At 30.4% G+C, this 14,188-nt stretch carries 15 protein-coding genes and 1 tRNA gene; 15 read left to right on the forward strand and 1 reads right to left on the reverse strand.

Annotation, left to right across the window (positions count from 1 at the left end; genetic code table 11):
* Positions 1-156 precede the first annotated feature (156 nt).
* From Q0138_RS01345 to Q0138_RS01360, 4 genes are all read left to right on the forward strand, one after another.
* Positions 157-615, forward strand: coding sequence for a DUF1890 domain-containing protein (locus Q0138_RS01345; protein WP_297979868.1), 459 nt, complete (start codon positions 157-159; stop codon positions 613-615).
* Between the two features lie 132 nt (positions 616-747).
* The gene (locus tag Q0138_RS01350) at positions 748-1,056 is read left to right on the forward strand and encodes a DUF1894 domain-containing protein (protein ID WP_297979871.1); all 309 of its coding nucleotides are present in this window, start codon (positions 748-750) and stop codon (positions 1,054-1,056) included.
* A gap of 172 nt (positions 1,057-1,228) precedes the next feature.
* On the forward strand, positions 1,229-2,185 hold the full coding sequence (locus Q0138_RS01355) for a methionine synthase (protein WP_297979873.1): 957 nt from the start codon (positions 1,229-1,231) through the stop codon (positions 2,183-2,185).
* Between the two features lie 135 nt (positions 2,186-2,320).
* Positions 2,321-2,863, forward strand: coding sequence for a nucleoside monophosphate kinase (locus tag Q0138_RS01360; RefSeq protein WP_297979875.1), 543 nt, complete (start codon positions 2,321-2,323; stop codon positions 2,861-2,863).
* Between the two features lie 221 nt (positions 2,864-3,084).
* On the opposite strand, the gene Q0138_RS01365 is transcribed toward Q0138_RS01360, so the two are convergent.
* Positions 3,085-3,543, reverse strand: coding sequence for a dCMP deaminase family protein (locus Q0138_RS01365; RefSeq protein WP_297979877.1), 459 nt, complete (start codon positions 3,541-3,543; stop codon positions 3,085-3,087).
* 327 nt (positions 3,544-3,870) lie between these two features.
* On the opposite strand from Q0138_RS01365, the gene Q0138_RS01370 reads away from it, so the two are divergent.
* The 11 genes from Q0138_RS01370 to Q0138_RS01420 all read left to right on the forward strand — a co-directional run bounded on the left by Q0138_RS01370 (position 3,871) and on the right by Q0138_RS01420 (position 14,082).
* Positions 3,871-4,164, forward strand: a complete 294-nt coding sequence (locus tag Q0138_RS01370) for a hypothetical protein (protein ID WP_297979880.1) — start codon at positions 3,871-3,873, stop codon at positions 4,162-4,164.
* 199 nt (positions 4,165-4,363) lie between these two features.
* A tRNA-Lys gene (locus Q0138_RS01375) sits at positions 4,364-4,437 on the forward strand.
* Positions 4,438-4,984: 547 nt separating this feature from the next.
* Positions 4,985-5,950, forward strand: a complete 966-nt coding sequence (gene mch, locus Q0138_RS01380; RefSeq protein ID WP_297979884.1) for a methenyltetrahydromethanopterin cyclohydrolase — start codon at positions 4,985-4,987, stop codon at positions 5,948-5,950.
* A 601-nt stretch (positions 5,951-6,551) separates the two neighbouring features.
* A complete protein-coding gene (locus Q0138_RS01385) occupies positions 6,552-8,159 on the forward strand; it encodes an ABC transporter substrate-binding protein (protein WP_297979888.1) in 1,608 nt (535 codons plus the stop codon).
* A 309-nt stretch (positions 8,160-8,468) separates the two neighbouring features.
* Complete coding sequence (locus Q0138_RS01390; protein ID WP_297979907.1) at positions 8,469-9,455, forward strand: ABC transporter permease; 987 nt, start codon at positions 8,469-8,471, stop codon at positions 9,453-9,455.
* Entirely contained in the window at positions 9,448-10,299 is an 852-nt protein-coding gene (locus tag Q0138_RS01395) for an ABC transporter permease (RefSeq protein ID WP_297979892.1), read from the forward strand. The genes Q0138_RS01390 and Q0138_RS01395 overlap by 8 nt, the downstream gene beginning before the upstream one ends.
* An 11-nt stretch (positions 10,300-10,310) precedes the next feature.
* Positions 10,311-11,258, forward strand: coding sequence for an ABC transporter ATP-binding protein (locus Q0138_RS01400; protein WP_297979894.1), 948 nt, complete (start codon positions 10,311-10,313; stop codon positions 11,256-11,258).
* Positions 11,248-11,859 carry an ATP-binding cassette domain-containing protein gene (locus Q0138_RS01405; RefSeq protein ID WP_297979897.1) on the forward strand — a complete coding sequence of 204 codons (612 nt, stop codon included), beginning with the start codon at positions 11,248-11,250 and terminating at the stop codon, positions 11,857-11,859. The genes Q0138_RS01400 and Q0138_RS01405 overlap by 11 nt, the downstream gene beginning before the upstream one ends.
* A gap of 178 nt (positions 11,860-12,037) precedes the next feature.
* Positions 12,038-12,562: a GNAT family N-acetyltransferase gene (locus Q0138_RS01410; RefSeq protein ID WP_297979900.1), complete on the forward strand. Its 525-nt coding sequence runs from the start codon at positions 12,038-12,040 to the stop codon at positions 12,560-12,562.
* Between the two features lie 119 nt (positions 12,563-12,681).
* Positions 12,682-13,503 (forward strand): nicotianamine synthase family protein, encoded by an 822-nt coding sequence (locus tag Q0138_RS01415; protein ID WP_297979902.1) that lies wholly within the window; start codon positions 12,682-12,684, stop codon positions 13,501-13,503.
* Between the two features lie 186 nt (positions 13,504-13,689).
* The gene (locus Q0138_RS01420) at positions 13,690-14,082 is read left to right on the forward strand and encodes a C-GCAxxG-C-C family protein (protein WP_297979904.1); all 393 of its coding nucleotides are present in this window, start codon (positions 13,690-13,692) and stop codon (positions 14,080-14,082) included.
* Positions 14,083-14,188 lie beyond the last annotated feature (106 nt).

The raw sequence follows: 14,188 nt of genomic DNA on the forward strand, positions 1-14,188 counted from the left end.
GGTTTTTTTTTTTAATATTTTTAATTAATTATATTTATAATTAATAATAAATTTATAAATATACTAATTGTAAAGAATAATTAAATTAAGTTTTTCAATTATTGAAATTATATATTAAAATTTATTAAAACTTATTAAAATTTATGATGTGATAAAATGAAAGCTTTAGTTTTACTAGGATGTCCAGAAGCTCCTTCACAAACCCCTATTGCGTTGTATGCTTCATATAAGTTAAGCCAAATGGGTTATGATGTTACTGTATCAAGCAACCCTGCAGCTGGAAAAATATTGGATGTATCAGATCCTGAAAAGGTCTATGTCAAGAAGAGAGTTGATATTGAAAAGTGCTTGGATGAGATTGAGGAAGGAGATTATGATTTGCTTGTAGGCTGTGTTCACAAGGATGCCGCAGCTACCTTCTTTATAACCTATTATCATATCTTAAAATGTAAGGCTCTTGCAATTGTCTTTTCAAGAGATGGTGATGAAGTTGCAGAATTTGCTGATATGGTTGAATCCTCTACAGATGCTGATATTATAGCACTTAGAGCTTTCCATAATCCAAATCCAATCAGAGTCCAATTTGACAGATATTTAAAAACTTTGGAAGAATAGATTTTTAAAAAAAGGGATTTGGATTTATTATTAAAATAGTTATTTTTATTTAATTTTTTTAAATAAGGGATTTGGATTTATTATTAAAATAGTTATTTTTATTGATTATTAGAAGAAAATGATGGTGATTGAATGTCTTTCTGTTTAGAAACATATTTGCAACAAAATGATGATTATACAATACTTGTACAACGTTCAGGAGTTAAGCAATGTTATAAGCTTATTGAAGAAAACTCAAAAGAGATTATTCATGTAAATCCTGGTGATAAAGTGTTGGGCGCTAGATTAATTGGTCTTCCTCCGATACCTGTAGGAATTAATGAGGATAAGGGAACCATTTTAATTACCTATACTAAACCTTGCCATGGAACTGCAGCTATTGAAATTCCAATAAGTCCTGAAGAAATCGAGGACGTTAGAAAAATGGATATTGGGGCTTAAATAATTTTATCATAGTTTAAATAATCTTATTATAATCTTAAATAATTTTATCATAATTTAAATAATCTTATCTTGAGTTTAAATAATCTTATCATAAAGTAAATAATAAAAATAATTTAATATAACTTTAAACGATTAAATGGATTAATTTATCAACTTTGGTGGTGTAAATTTGATTACAACTGTAGTGGGTAGTTTTGGAATTGATTTAAAGGAACCTAAAGCACTTTCAGAGAAAATTAAGTCTTCCATTGGTTTATATGATCCTTATAAAATAGCCATTGAAGAGGCTGTCAAATTACAGCTGGATTGTGGAATAGATATTGTTGGGGACGGTCAGCCAAGAGGTGATATGGTAGGTTCATTCGTTAAGCATATTCCGGGATTTTCATTTGAAATGAATTCCTCTGTAATTGTATCTAAAATAAGGGCTCCTCAAGTTGACATAATGATTAAGGACTTGAAATATGCTAAAAAGGTTCTTGAATCTGAAATAAAAGAGAGAAATATGGGGGAGGAAGAATCAGGCAGGAAAGGTGTTAAGCTAATGCTTACAGGACCTTCAACCATTGTTCACTCATCAAGAATCGAATCCTTCTATAAGGAAAGAAATCCGGCAATCATTGATTGTGCCCATGCATTAAGGCGTGAGGTTGAATCTGCGGAAAAGGCAGGTGCAAGTTATGTTCAAATTGATGATCCGTTCCTGTCCACTGGAATGGTTGACCTGAAGGTTGCAAAGGAGTCTATTGGAATACTTACTGATGGAATTGAAATGCCAATGGCCATGCATGTTTGCGGTAATCTTGACGGATGCTTTAAGGAAATAGCTAAGTTTCCAATCGATATTTTGGATTGTGAATTTGCAGGAAACAATGTGAATATTGGTCTTTTGGAGGAAAATTCAGGTTTGTTATCAGGTAAAAAGTTAGGATTCGGTTGTATTGACTCTGCAATGAATTCCGTTGATGATAAGGAAAAGGTAAAGGCCTTGATTGAAAGGGGAATTGCAGCTGTAGGCAAGGAAAATATGCTTCTTGACCCTGATTGCGGTCTTAGAAAGGTTGATATTCCAATAGCTATGGAAAAGTTAAAAATCATGTCTGATTTGGCTAATGAATTCAATTAGTCTGATTAGTTTATTTTTTTCTTAAATATAATGATTAAATTAATTAATTAATAAAAATTAAAGATTAAATTTAAATTCAAAAAAAATGTTTTAGAAGCTAGAAAACTTAAAAATTAAATATGCATAGGGATTTTTATGAATGTTTTAGGTGTTACAGGAATGCCAGGTTCTGGAAAAAGTGTTTTTATTGACACTGCATTAGAAAAAGATGGAATTGTAGTTAGTATGGGTGACATTATCCGTGAAAAGGCTAAGGAAAGAGGAGAGGATACCGGTACAACTGCGAAAAAAATAAGAGAAGAGTTTGGCCAATATATCGTTTCAGAATTGACTGTTGAAAGAATTAAGGAAATCTCAAAAGAGGATAATGGTGCTAACTTTATTTTAGTGGATGGTATTAGAAGTCCTTATGAAATAGAAATGTTTAATGAAAATTTTGATAACTTTTCATCAGTTTCAGTCTTTGCATCTGCCAAAACAAGATTTGAAAGACTTGTCCTTAGAAAAAGAGCAGATGATCCAGAAACTTATGATGACTTTTTGGTAAGGGACAATAGGGAATTAGGTTTTGGCCTTGGTGATGTAATTGCAACTGCAGATTACTTGCTTGTAAATGAAGATTCATTGGAGGACTTTCAGGAGCAAGTTCGTGAGTTTTTAGAGAATCAATTGGATTAATTTCTATTTTTTCTCTTTTTATTATTTTTATTTTTGTTTGTTTATATTTTTTTTAAAGTTGTTTTTTTTTATTTTTTTATTTTTGTTTGTTTATATTTTTTTTAAAGTTGTTTTTTTTATTTTTTTATTTTTTGTTTGTTTATATTTTTTTAAAGTTGTTTTTTTTTTTTTATTTTTGCTTTAATTTTATTTTTATTTTCTTCTTTTTTTATGCATTAAATTTAATCCTCTTCATGCAATTTAAAAATTCCCTTTTGGCTGACTATCCTGTCAATTCCGGAATTCTTTATCATTCTTGAACATATTGGACAAGGTTCTGCATCATCTATTTCCACCCATTTTCCCTCATCATACTTTTCTCCAGCCAGAAAAATGGTTGAACCGATCATTTCATTTCTGCTTGCACTGAGCATTGCATTTTGTTCAGCATGAACTGAAAAGCAGTCATTATAGTTACCTGAATTTGATGGAAGGTTCATTCTTTGACAATCTCCTCTGTCACAACAGTTTTCTTCCCCTCTTGGATTACCATTATAACCTGTACTGACTATTTCATCATTATTTACGATTACAGCACCATAACGTCTTTTTAAACAGGTGCTTCTTTTTGATACTGATAAAGCTATTGCAAGGTAATACTCATTTTTGCTCATACGATTTACTGATTTTTCATCTGCCATACATTTCATCCTCCATTGTTTAAAAAATTAATTAAATTCCCTTGTTTGAAGATTATTAAACATTGATAATTTAAGCCAATCTTCCTTGTTATACTATTGATGTTAATCTTAATTAAATCTTTTTTTATTCCCTCATTTTTTTATCATTTTATGAAAATTCTATTTTTTAAAAAAACTTTTTTAGAAATTAATTTTTTAGTTTTTAAAAAAGAATTTTTAGCTATTTATTTATATTAAAAAAATTATAATTAAGTATGTAAAGTAATAAATTAAAATTAATTTAAGGTAAATTATAATTTAAGAAAAGATTGGTGATTGGAGGATAATATGATTAGCCAAGAGGAAAAGGATCAAATCAAAGAGGAAATAGTGACTAAAGTCAATTCAGTTTTAGATAAATACGGTGAATCCTTTAGAATGGATAAGGTAAATGTCCTAAACAGAAGTGAAACAGTTAAATTCATGGGAAGTTACAGAGTTTATGACAGAAGAAAATACCATTCCATTTCAAGGGAAATTAATTCTTTCTTAAATAAATATGGTGATGTTAATATAAACACTAAAAAGATTAAGGACAGTGGAATGAAATTCACTACTGTAAGCTTTAATTTTGAATTATAATGATAAAAATCATTTTAAGGATTAATTAAAGACTTTCTTTTTTTTTATTTTATTTTATTTTACTTATTTTTTTTAAAAACAAGTTTTATAAATATAAAACAAATTTTGTTTTTTTAAAATTATTGTATGAAAAACAAAATAGTTAAATATGGTAAAGTATAAATATAGTATTGTTGTTTTTTTTAAGATTTTTTTAACGGGGCCCGTAGCTCAGTCTGGCAGAGCGCTTGGCTCTTAACCTTGTTGTCGCGGGTTCAATCCCCGTCGGGCCCGTTTCTTATTACTTTTTTTATTATTTTTTTCTATTTAATTATTATTTTATTTCTTTTTTTCTATTTTAGGGTTAATTTTATTTCTTTTTTTCTATTTAAGGTCAATTTTATTATTTTTTCCATTTTAAGATTATTTTATTTCTTTTTTTCTATTTTAAGGTTAATTTTATTTCTTTTTTTCTATTTTAAGATTATTTTATTTCTTTTTTTCAATTTTAACAGTGTTTTTTCTAATTTCGTTATAGCAATATTGGTTTTTATTAGATTTTCATAGCCTTTTTCATGATTTTAAATTAATTTTTCTATTTTTTCCAATATCTTCTTTTTAATGTGGCATTATTCAATAATCCCCGGAAATCATCATTAAGAGTTTAAAGAAATTGTATAAAATTTTAAATAGTTTGTTAATTAAACTTATTAGTATAATATTTTATTCATTATTAATAAGTAAATTCAGTTTAAATCAATTATTTTTAAATCAATTTAATTATTTTTATTTGAATAAAGTTGATTATGAATATTTCAAATATTTTAATTGAGGTTAAAATATGGTAAGTGTTAATTTAGAAGCTAAAAAAACTGTAGATGTAATGATTGAAAAAGCTGACGACCTTAACATTGCTGTTTCCAAATTAGGAAATGGGGCAACTGTTATTGACTGTGGTGTAAATGTCGCTGGAAGTTTTAAGGCAGGTGAATTATATACTAAAGTATGTCTTGGAGGATTGGCTGATGTAGGTATTTCCATTCCTGGAGACTTATCTGAAAAATTCGCTTTACCTTCTGTAAAAATAAAAACCGACTTCCCATCTATTTCCACATTAGGTGCACAAAAAGCAGGTTGGTCTGTTTCTGTAGGTGACTTCTTTGCATTAGGTTCCGGTCCAGCTAGAGCATTATCATTAAAACCAGCTGAAACCTATGAGGAAATTGATTATGAAGATGATGCAGATCTTGCTATTTTAACTTTGGAAGCTGATGTATTGCCTGGTGATGATGTAGCACAATACATTGCTGATGAATGTAAAGTTGATGTTAAAAACGTATTCTTGCTTGTAGCTCCTACCGCTTCCTTGGTTGGATCCATCCAAATTGCAGGAAGGGTTGTAGAAAACGGTACCTACAAAATGTTAGAATTCCTTAAATTCGATGTTAAAAAGGTTAAACATGCAGCAGGTATTGCTCCAATCGCTCCTATTGACCCTGATGGATTAAAAGCTATGGGTAAAACCAACGATGCAGTTTTATTCGGTGGAAGAACTTACTACTATGTTGAATCTGAAGAAGGAGATGACATTGCAGAAGTTGCTGCTAAATTACCTTCCTCTGCAGCTGACGGATATGGTAAACCATTCTTCGATGTATTTAAAGAAGCAGGATTTGACTTCTACAAAATCGATAAGGGAATGTTTGCACCAGCTGAAGTTGTTATCAATGATTTAACTACTGGTAAATTATACAAAGAAGGATTTGTAAATGCAGATTTACTTAAAAAATCCTTTGGAATAGAATAAGTATTCTATTTTAGTTTTTAACTTATTTAATAGCTATTTTAGCTATTTTCTTTTTTTTATTTTATTTTTTCTTATTTCTTTTATTTTCACTAATTTTCTTTTATTTTCACTTATTTTCTTTTATTCTTTTTGTTTTCTTTTTATTCTATTTTTTTTAGTATTCTATTTGTTTGATGCTATTTTTTTTATTCTTTTTGTTTTCTTTTTATTCTTTTTCTTTTTTTGGCTTTGTTGAAATTCTAAAATTCTTATAAAAATTTCATAATTAATGGATTAAAATATATTAAATAAATTTTTAAAATAGGTTTTCAACAGACTCATTTCTTATTATTTTAAGCATTCTGGTTCTTCTTTTTTTAAATATTATTACTTTTTTTCAATCGGAGCCTTTTAAATCCTTCTTTTTTCCAATAAAGTAATACTTTTTTTAAAAAAAGTAATATTTATATACTTGGTTTGGTAAATATTTATTTGGTAATATCTTTTTTATAATTAGTATTACTTTTTTCTATCTTTTTTGTAATTAAGTAATAATTAAATTTTTTCGGTAATATGGGAGATATTGCATTTTTATTGTTAATAATTTAAAGAGGAAATCATAATGGATAAAAAATATATTTTAGGTGCAGTTATTGCTGTAATTGCAATAATTGTTGTTGCAGCTGCCGCTTTAGGTGGTGGAGGTACTGTACATGCTGATGATGAGTTAATAACCTGTGTTGCTGCTCATGGTGAAGAACCGGAATTTGGTTTTGACCCTATGCATGGATGGGGGTATCACGATTCAGGTACAGAACCACTTATACAAAGTACACTTCTTAAAAGAAATGCGGATAATGAATTTGTAAATGATTTGGCTACTAATTATAGCATATCAGATGATTTAAAAACATATACAGTAAACATTCGTGATGATGTAAACTTCACAGATGGAACTAAATTAACTGCTGAAGATGTGGCCTTCTCATACAACACAGCAAAAGAATTTGGTGAAGGTGCAGATTTAAGTTCCATGAAAGAGGCTAAGGCAGATGGGGATTATAAAGTAGTATTTAAGTTAGACAAGGCTGATTCTACATTCATCAATAAATTAACAGATGTCGGAATCGTTCCGGAAGCTAGCTATGATAATGAAACCTATGGTCAAAATCCAATTGGTTCAGGACCTTATAAATTGGCTCAATGGGATAAAGGTCAACAATTCATTCTAGAAAAGAATACTGAATATTATGGTGAAGAGCCATACTTCAACAAGATAACCAACCTTTTCCTTGATTCTGATGCAGCATTTGCAGCAGTTAAAAACGGAGATGTTGATATTGCTGAAGTGCCTGTTGCATATGCTAATGAAACTGTAGATGGATATCACTTGGAATATTTCGATTCCATTGATGTTCGTGGAATTTCATTACCTGTTCAAATGGATGAAGGTCAAGTAAGTGAAGATAATATTAGCATAGGTAATAATGTAACTGGTGATTCAGCAATAAGGGAAGCATTAGCAATTGGTATAGACAGACAAAAATTGGTTGATGGTTCATTAAACGGATTTGGTAATATTTCATACACTGGTGTAGCTAATCAATTACCTTGGGCATTTGATGCAGGCTATGAGGATGGTCAAGTAGATGAAGCAAAGGCCCTTCTTGAAGAAGCTGGATGGGTAGACAGTGATAATGATGGAATCAGAGAAAAAGATGGGCAAAAAGCAGAATTCACTCTATATTACAAATCTTCTGCAACTGAAAGGCAAGCAATTGCAGTGGCTATTGCTGAACAAGCAAAAGAATTAGGTATTGAAATCACTCCTGAAGGTGCAAGTTGGGATGATATTGACCCTAACAAATATAGTCAGTCAGTTGTATGGGGATTCGGTTCTGCAGATCCATTCGAAATTGAACATCAATACGATTCAGAAGTTGCATGTGTTGGTTATGATAATCCTGGAGGATTAAATGACTCCAGTGTTGATGCATTAATTGATACTGCTATGTCTCAAGACCTTAACAGTTCCTACAGCACTTGGTCTAAAGCTGCACAAGAGGCTACCTCACAAAACTCTTTCCTTTGGATTGGAACAATGGATTACACCTACTTTGTAAGTGATTCATTAGACATTTCAAACAGCACACACCTTATTTATCCTCATGGAGGAGACATTTGGGGTAATATCTACGATTGGAAACATATCAATGCAACCGAAGAATAAATTATTTAATTAAAATGGTTTATTTTTTAATAAACCATTTTTTAATAATTTTCAATGTTTTTGATAGTTTTAGGGTTTATATAATTTTTAGTTTTTTTTAATTTCTTAAATATTTTTTTTAGGATTTTTTAATATATTTAAAATTTTTTAAATAATTTTTTAGGATTTTTTAAATGTCTTTAAGTTTTTAGGCATTTTCAATATTCTTAATTAATTTTTTTAAATATTTTAAAGAATTATTTAAAGAATTTTTTTTATATTTACAAATTTTATTCTTTTTTTTAAAAAAGTGAGAGAGAGTTGATTAAAATTAATAGCAAAAAATTGGCTAAATTTTTAGGATTTAAAGCAATACGTTTACTAATTCTATTGGTTGTTATTGCTGCTATCAGTTTTATAATGGTACAATTATCTCCTATTGATCCTGTTAAAGCCTATCTTGGTCAGAGAATTGTAAGTCAAGAACAATTGGCTATTATAGGACAATATTGGGGAACAGATTTATCATTGAGTGAAAGAGTCTTAGGTTGGCTTCAAACTTTGGCCTCTGGAAGTATGGGCTTTTCATTGATTTACAGAATCCCTGTAACAGAAGTCATTATGCAAAAGTTTACCGCTTCATTAACCCTTATGGTGGTTTCATGGGTAATTTCTGCAGTTGTCGGTTTTGGTTTAGGTGTGCTTGCAGGTGCAAAGGAAGGTAGTTGGATTGACAAGGTAATTAAAACCTACTGTTACATTTTGCAATCTTCTCCGACCTTTTGGATCGGTCTGGTTTTATTGATGGTTTTTTCAGTTTATCTGGGTTGGTTCCCAATAGGACTTTCAGTTCCTATTGGACAGTTATCTGACACTGTAACCTTTTGGCAGTGGTTATATAGGCTGATATTGCCTGCAGTAACATTAAGCATTGTAGGTATTGCTTCCCTAACAATGTATACTCGTGATAAGCTTATAAATGTTAAAAAAAGTGATTATTTCCTATTTGCACAGGCTAGAGGAGAAAGCTTTTGGGGGATAATTAAAAATCATGGGATAAGAAACATATTGATTCCTGCAATTACTATTCAATTCATGTCCTTCAATGAATTATTTGGTGGAACAATTCTTGTGGAACAGGTATTTGCATATCCAGGTATTGGTCAGGCAACTGTGGCTGCAGGATTGAGATCAGATGTTCCATTGTTGTTGGGGATTGTGATTATAAGTACAATATTTGTTTTTACAGGAAATTTTATTGCTGATTTGATATACAAATATGTGGACCCAAGATTGAGAGGTGAGGATGATGACTGAAAGTCCATGGTATAATAAGGGTCTTTTTAGTTCATTGAACCTAAGGCAAAAGACAATATTGACAATAGCCCTTACAGGTTTGGTCTTGTTGCTTATTTTTATTAGCGGGATGTTTATTGATGTCAATATAACTACAGATTTTTCATCAAGGATGTGTTCTCCATCTTTTGATCATATTTTTGGTACTGATTGGATGGGTAGAGATATGTTTACCCGTACAATAAAAGGTTTAAGTCTAAGTATTGTAATAGGAATAGGTGCTTCTATAATTTCCAGTGTAATTGCTACAATATTGGCTTTTGTGGCAAGTGTAAACAAATATTTCGATGAATTTGTGTCATGGTTGATCGATCTCTTTGCTTCTGTACCTCATATACTGTTGATTATGATGATATCCATTGCATTGGGTAAAGGTGCTTTTGGTGTAATAATGGCAGTTGCATTTTCCCATTGGGTAAATTTAACAAGGGTTCTTCGGGCTGAAGTATTGCAAATCAACACATCTGAATATGTGGCATTATCCGGAAAATTAGGCAGAAGCAAATTATGGATTGCCAAGGAGCATATCTTGCCTTTGGTTTTGTCCCAGATATTTGTTGGAACATTGCTTGTATTCCCACATGCAATTATGCATGAGGCAAGTGTAACATTTTTAGGATTTGGTCTATCACCGCATGAGCCAGCTATAGGTATAATCTTATCCGAATCAATGTCATATCTTGCCATGGGTGCTTGGTGGTTGGCATTTTTCCCAGGTCTTGCATTATTGATAGTTGTCCTATTGTTTGATATTATTGGAGACAATTTAAAACGTTTACTTGATCCTGGAGAAGCAAATAACTAATTGGTGGTATTATGGAAAAATTATTGGAAGTGAATAATCTGTCAATCTCCTTTACACAATATGTCCAGGGATTGAATAGGCATGAGCTAAAGGTAATTTCTGATTTATCAATTGATGTTGGTGAAGGTGAAATAGTTGCTGTCTTAGGGTCCAGTGGTTCAGGTAAAAGTCTTTTGGCACATTCTATATTAGGTATTTTACCTTATAATTCGCATACAAGTGGTGAAATCAAGTATAAGGGGGAAACATTAAATCAGGAAATTAAAGAAAAGTTAAGAGGTAAAGAAATATGTTTAATTCCACAATCAGTAAATTTCTTGGACCCTCTTATGAAAGTGTCAGAGCAGGCCATTGGTGAATGTAAGGATGATAAGGAACATGATTTGAAAAAATTAAGGCAAAGGGAAGTTTTCAGCAGATATGGATTGGATGAAAGTGTTGATGAATTATATCCTTTTGAGTTGTCTGGAGGGATGGCAAGGAAAGTCCTTTTATCAACTGCATTGCTCCACGATCCTGATTTGTTGATTGCTGATGAGCCGACTCCGGGGCTTGATGCTAAAAGTGTTGAGGAAACCATTGAGGATATAAAAAATCTGAAGGAACATGGAAAGGGTGTGTTGCTGATTACCCATGAAATTGATGTTGCCTTAAAGACTGCAGACAGGATTGCAATATTTTATTCAGGTTATGTGATTGAGATAAATGATGTGAAAAACTTTAAAAATTCAGAAAATTTGTTGCACCCCTATTCCAAAGCCCTAATCGAGGCATTGCCTAGAAATGGGTTTAAATTAACTGAAGGGGTTCAGCCATTGGAGGAAGTTTCTGGATGTCCATATTATGAGAATTGCCCAATATGTTTGGAGAAATGTAAGGATAATAAACCGAAGCTTCTTGAATATAATGGCATAATGATAAGGTGTTTTAATTTTAAGGAGGTTAATGATGAATCTTGAAGCAAAGAATATTTCCTTTTCATATAATAAGAAAAGACCTGTATTAAAGGATATTTCATTATCACTTGATTCCAATCAGATAATCGGTTTGATTGGAGATAGTGGAAGTGGTAAAAGTACCTTATGTAAAATTATCTCAGGGTATATTCAAAATTATTCGGGTAAAGTTCTCCTTGATGGTAAGGAAATTTCTTCTAAGGGATTCTCCCCTGTCCAATTGATCTTTCAACATCCTGAAAAGACAATGAATCCTAAATGGAAGATGGAAAAGGTGTTGGAAGAATCCTGGTTTCCTCCTCAGGATTTGAAGGATACCTTTGGTCTTAAGGATAATTGGTTAAGTCGTTGGCCTAGTGAACTTTCAGGTGGAGAACTGCAACGTTTCAGCATATTGAGAGCCTTAAATCCAAAAACAAGGTTTATAATAGCTGATGAGATAAGTACTATGCTTGATGCAGTAACTCAAGTGCAAATATGGGAAGCACTTATTGGTCATTGTAAGGCTAATGATATTGGTATTTTAGCGGTTAGTCATGATATTGAATTGCTTGAGGTTATTTGTGATGACATTTTGTATTTTAATGAAATAAATCACATTTAATATCTTTTTTTTAATATTTGAGGATATTTGTCATGTTTAATGTCTTTTTTATTTTTTAAGGGGGATATTTGTCATGTTTAATGTCTTTTTTATTTTTTAAGGAGGATATTTGTCATGTTTAATGTCTTTTTTATTTTTTAAGGATGATTAAATTTTTATATCTTTAACTGGGGATAATATGAGTTTTTTAATTAAGGAAATATCTGATGATGATGAAACTAAGATTAAAATTAGAAATTTTTTATTTTCTCAAATAAGAAGTGAATACGGTTATGGTTATGTTCCATCTTATCATAAAGATATAATTGATTTAAATAAGTATTATATAGATTCCAGTAAAAATAACTTGTTTTTCATTGAGAATGATTATAATAAGATTATAGCGACTATTGCGGTAAGGCCTTATGATAAGGACTTTGCAAAGTTTAAGAATTTATATAATAAGGAATCTACAGCAAGCATTTGGAGATTATTTGTGGATAAGCCCTATAGGCGTTGTGGTTTTGCAAGCAAATTATACAATATTGTTGAAAGATTCTGCTGTGAAAATGATTTCAAGGAAATTTATCTGCACACTCATAAAAATCTTGAAGCGGGATTTCACTTTTGGAAAAAGCAAGGTTTTCAAGTTACTTGGGATACAAATAACAATCTTCAAACTGTGCATATGATTAAAAATTTAAATTCTAAGATTTGTGATTAAATAGAATCTAAATATTCTTTTAAAAATTTAGTTTAATGTAATTTTTATGGATTTTTGGTGTATTTATGAGTTGTTATAAATTTGGTTTAATGTAATTTTTATGGATTTTGGGTGTATTTATGAGTTGTTATAAGTATTGGGGAAAAATTGAAGAAATTGCAAATCAGTTATCAGGCTATAGTGATTTGGATAATATAGGCATATCTGCATTGGATAGTACTGACATTGATGAGATTACAAAAATATTGGATGAAATCGAAGTTATTGCTCATGATAAGGAAATTGACTTTGACTCTGCAAAGCATATTCTTGATGATGAGAAGATGAATAATGCATTGAAGTTAATTAGGAAATTCTATGTTTATATTGGTGCAAGACTTGAAAGAGAAAATGCCTTAAAAATATTGGAATCAGATAATCCTAAGGAAGTTTTAGACTCTTTCCATTTCTATGATCGTTATATTGGGCTTATAGAAAATGAAATGCAATTGGCTAAATTCGATGAAAATAAGACATTTGTTTTTTTAGGCAGTGGGCCATTGCCTTTAACCTTAATAATGTTTAATATGGTCACAAATTGTAAGGGAATAGGCATTGAGCAAGATGAGGAAGTTGCAGAATTGTCAAGAAAAGTTTTAAATAAATTAGGTCTTGATGAAGATATTAGCATTATTACTGGTGATGAAAAGACAATTGCTGATTTGGATTATGATATTCTAATGATTGCAGCATTTGCAGAACCTAAAGATAGGGTATTTTCTACTGTTTGGGATATTGTAGATGAAAAAACTCCTGTTCTTTATAGGACTTATTCCGGTATGAGAGCTATTTTGTATTCTCCTGTAACTGAAAAAGACACCAGAGGATTTCATAAGGAAGTTATGCTACTTCCTAAAGGAAAAACTAATAACACTTCGGTTTTAATTAGAAAAATTCTTTAATTAAATCTTATTTTTTCTTTTTCATATTGTTTTCATTGTTTTTATTGTTTTTACTTTTTTATTTTTTTTCTATTTTTTTATTTTTACTTTTTAATCGGATATTGTTTCATTATTATAAAAATTTATTAATCTTAAAAATCATATATAATATAACAATGTTTTATTACTTATTTTTGAGGGATTATTATGGATTTGGACGTAAATGAAGTAGTTAAAAAAATAGAAGAATATAGGGAAACTAAAAGTTGTTCACAAGCTACTTTAATGGGTATTTGTGATGTTGCAGGTTTGCCTACCGAGGAATTGGCGCTTTTAGCTAAAGGATTCTCTGGAGGAATTGGGGGAACATTCTCTGAAGGAACCTGTGGTGCAGTAACCGGTGCAGTTATGGCTTTAGGCCTGCTTGGTGAAGACGAAGGTCAAATCATTAAGGCATCTAAGAAATTATTCAATGAATTTAAAGAACAATATGGCTCTGTAACTTGTGGATACATTTCAAAAGATGGTGATGACAAGTCTCCATGTGTTGAAGTATGTTTATTTGCAGGTGAAAAGGTCTGTGAATATTTAAAAGAATAATTTTATTTTAATAATTATTTTATCTATTTTTATACCTTTTTTATTTATTTTTACTTATTTTTTTACTAATTTTTAGTTATTTTTTATTTATTTTTTACTTATTTTT

The sequence above is a fragment of the uncultured Methanobrevibacter sp. genome (genome assembly GCF_937906425.1).
Lineage (GTDB): Archaea > Methanobacteriota > Methanobacteria > Methanobacteriales > Methanobacteriaceae > Methanobrevibacter.

Bases quoted from the DNA above. Each gene is read 5' to 3' on its own strand.
- Q0138_RS01345 (WP_297979868.1), top strand. From the start codon at position 157: ATGAAAGCTTTAGTTTTACTAGGATGTCCAGAAGCTCCTTCACAAACC.
- Q0138_RS01350 (WP_297979871.1), top strand. From the start codon at position 748: ATGTCTTTCTGTTTAGAAACATATTTGCAACAAAATGATGATTATACA.
- Q0138_RS01360 (WP_297979875.1), top strand. From the start codon at position 2,321: ATGAATGTTTTAGGTGTTACAGGAATGCCAGGTTCTGGAAAAAGTGTT.
- Q0138_RS01365 (WP_297979877.1), bottom strand. From the start codon at position 3,543: ATGGCAGATGAAAAATCAGTAAATCGTATGAGCAAAAATGAGTATTAC.
- Q0138_RS01370 (WP_297979880.1), top strand. From the start codon at position 3,871: ATGATTAGCCAAGAGGAAAAGGATCAAATCAAAGAGGAAATAGTGACT.
- mch (WP_297979884.1), top strand. From the start codon at position 4,985: ATGGTAAGTGTTAATTTAGAAGCTAAAAAAACTGTAGATGTAATGATT.
- Q0138_RS01385 (WP_297979888.1), top strand. From the start codon at position 6,552: ATGGATAAAAAATATATTTTAGGTGCAGTTATTGCTGTAATTGCAATA.
- Q0138_RS01395 (WP_297979892.1), top strand. From the start codon at position 9,448: ATGACTGAAAGTCCATGGTATAATAAGGGTCTTTTTAGTTCATTGAAC.
- Q0138_RS01400 (WP_297979894.1), top strand. From the start codon at position 10,311: ATGGAAAAATTATTGGAAGTGAATAATCTGTCAATCTCCTTTACACAA.
- Q0138_RS01405 (WP_297979897.1), top strand. From the start codon at position 11,248: ATGAATCTTGAAGCAAAGAATATTTCCTTTTCATATAATAAGAAAAGA.
- Q0138_RS01410 (WP_297979900.1), top strand. From the start codon at position 12,038: ATGAGTTTTTTAATTAAGGAAATATCTGATGATGATGAAACTAAGATT.
- Q0138_RS01415 (WP_297979902.1), top strand. From the start codon at position 12,682: ATGAGTTGTTATAAGTATTGGGGAAAAATTGAAGAAATTGCAAATCAG.
- Q0138_RS01420 (WP_297979904.1), top strand. From the start codon at position 13,690: ATGGATTTGGACGTAAATGAAGTAGTTAAAAAAATAGAAGAATATAGG.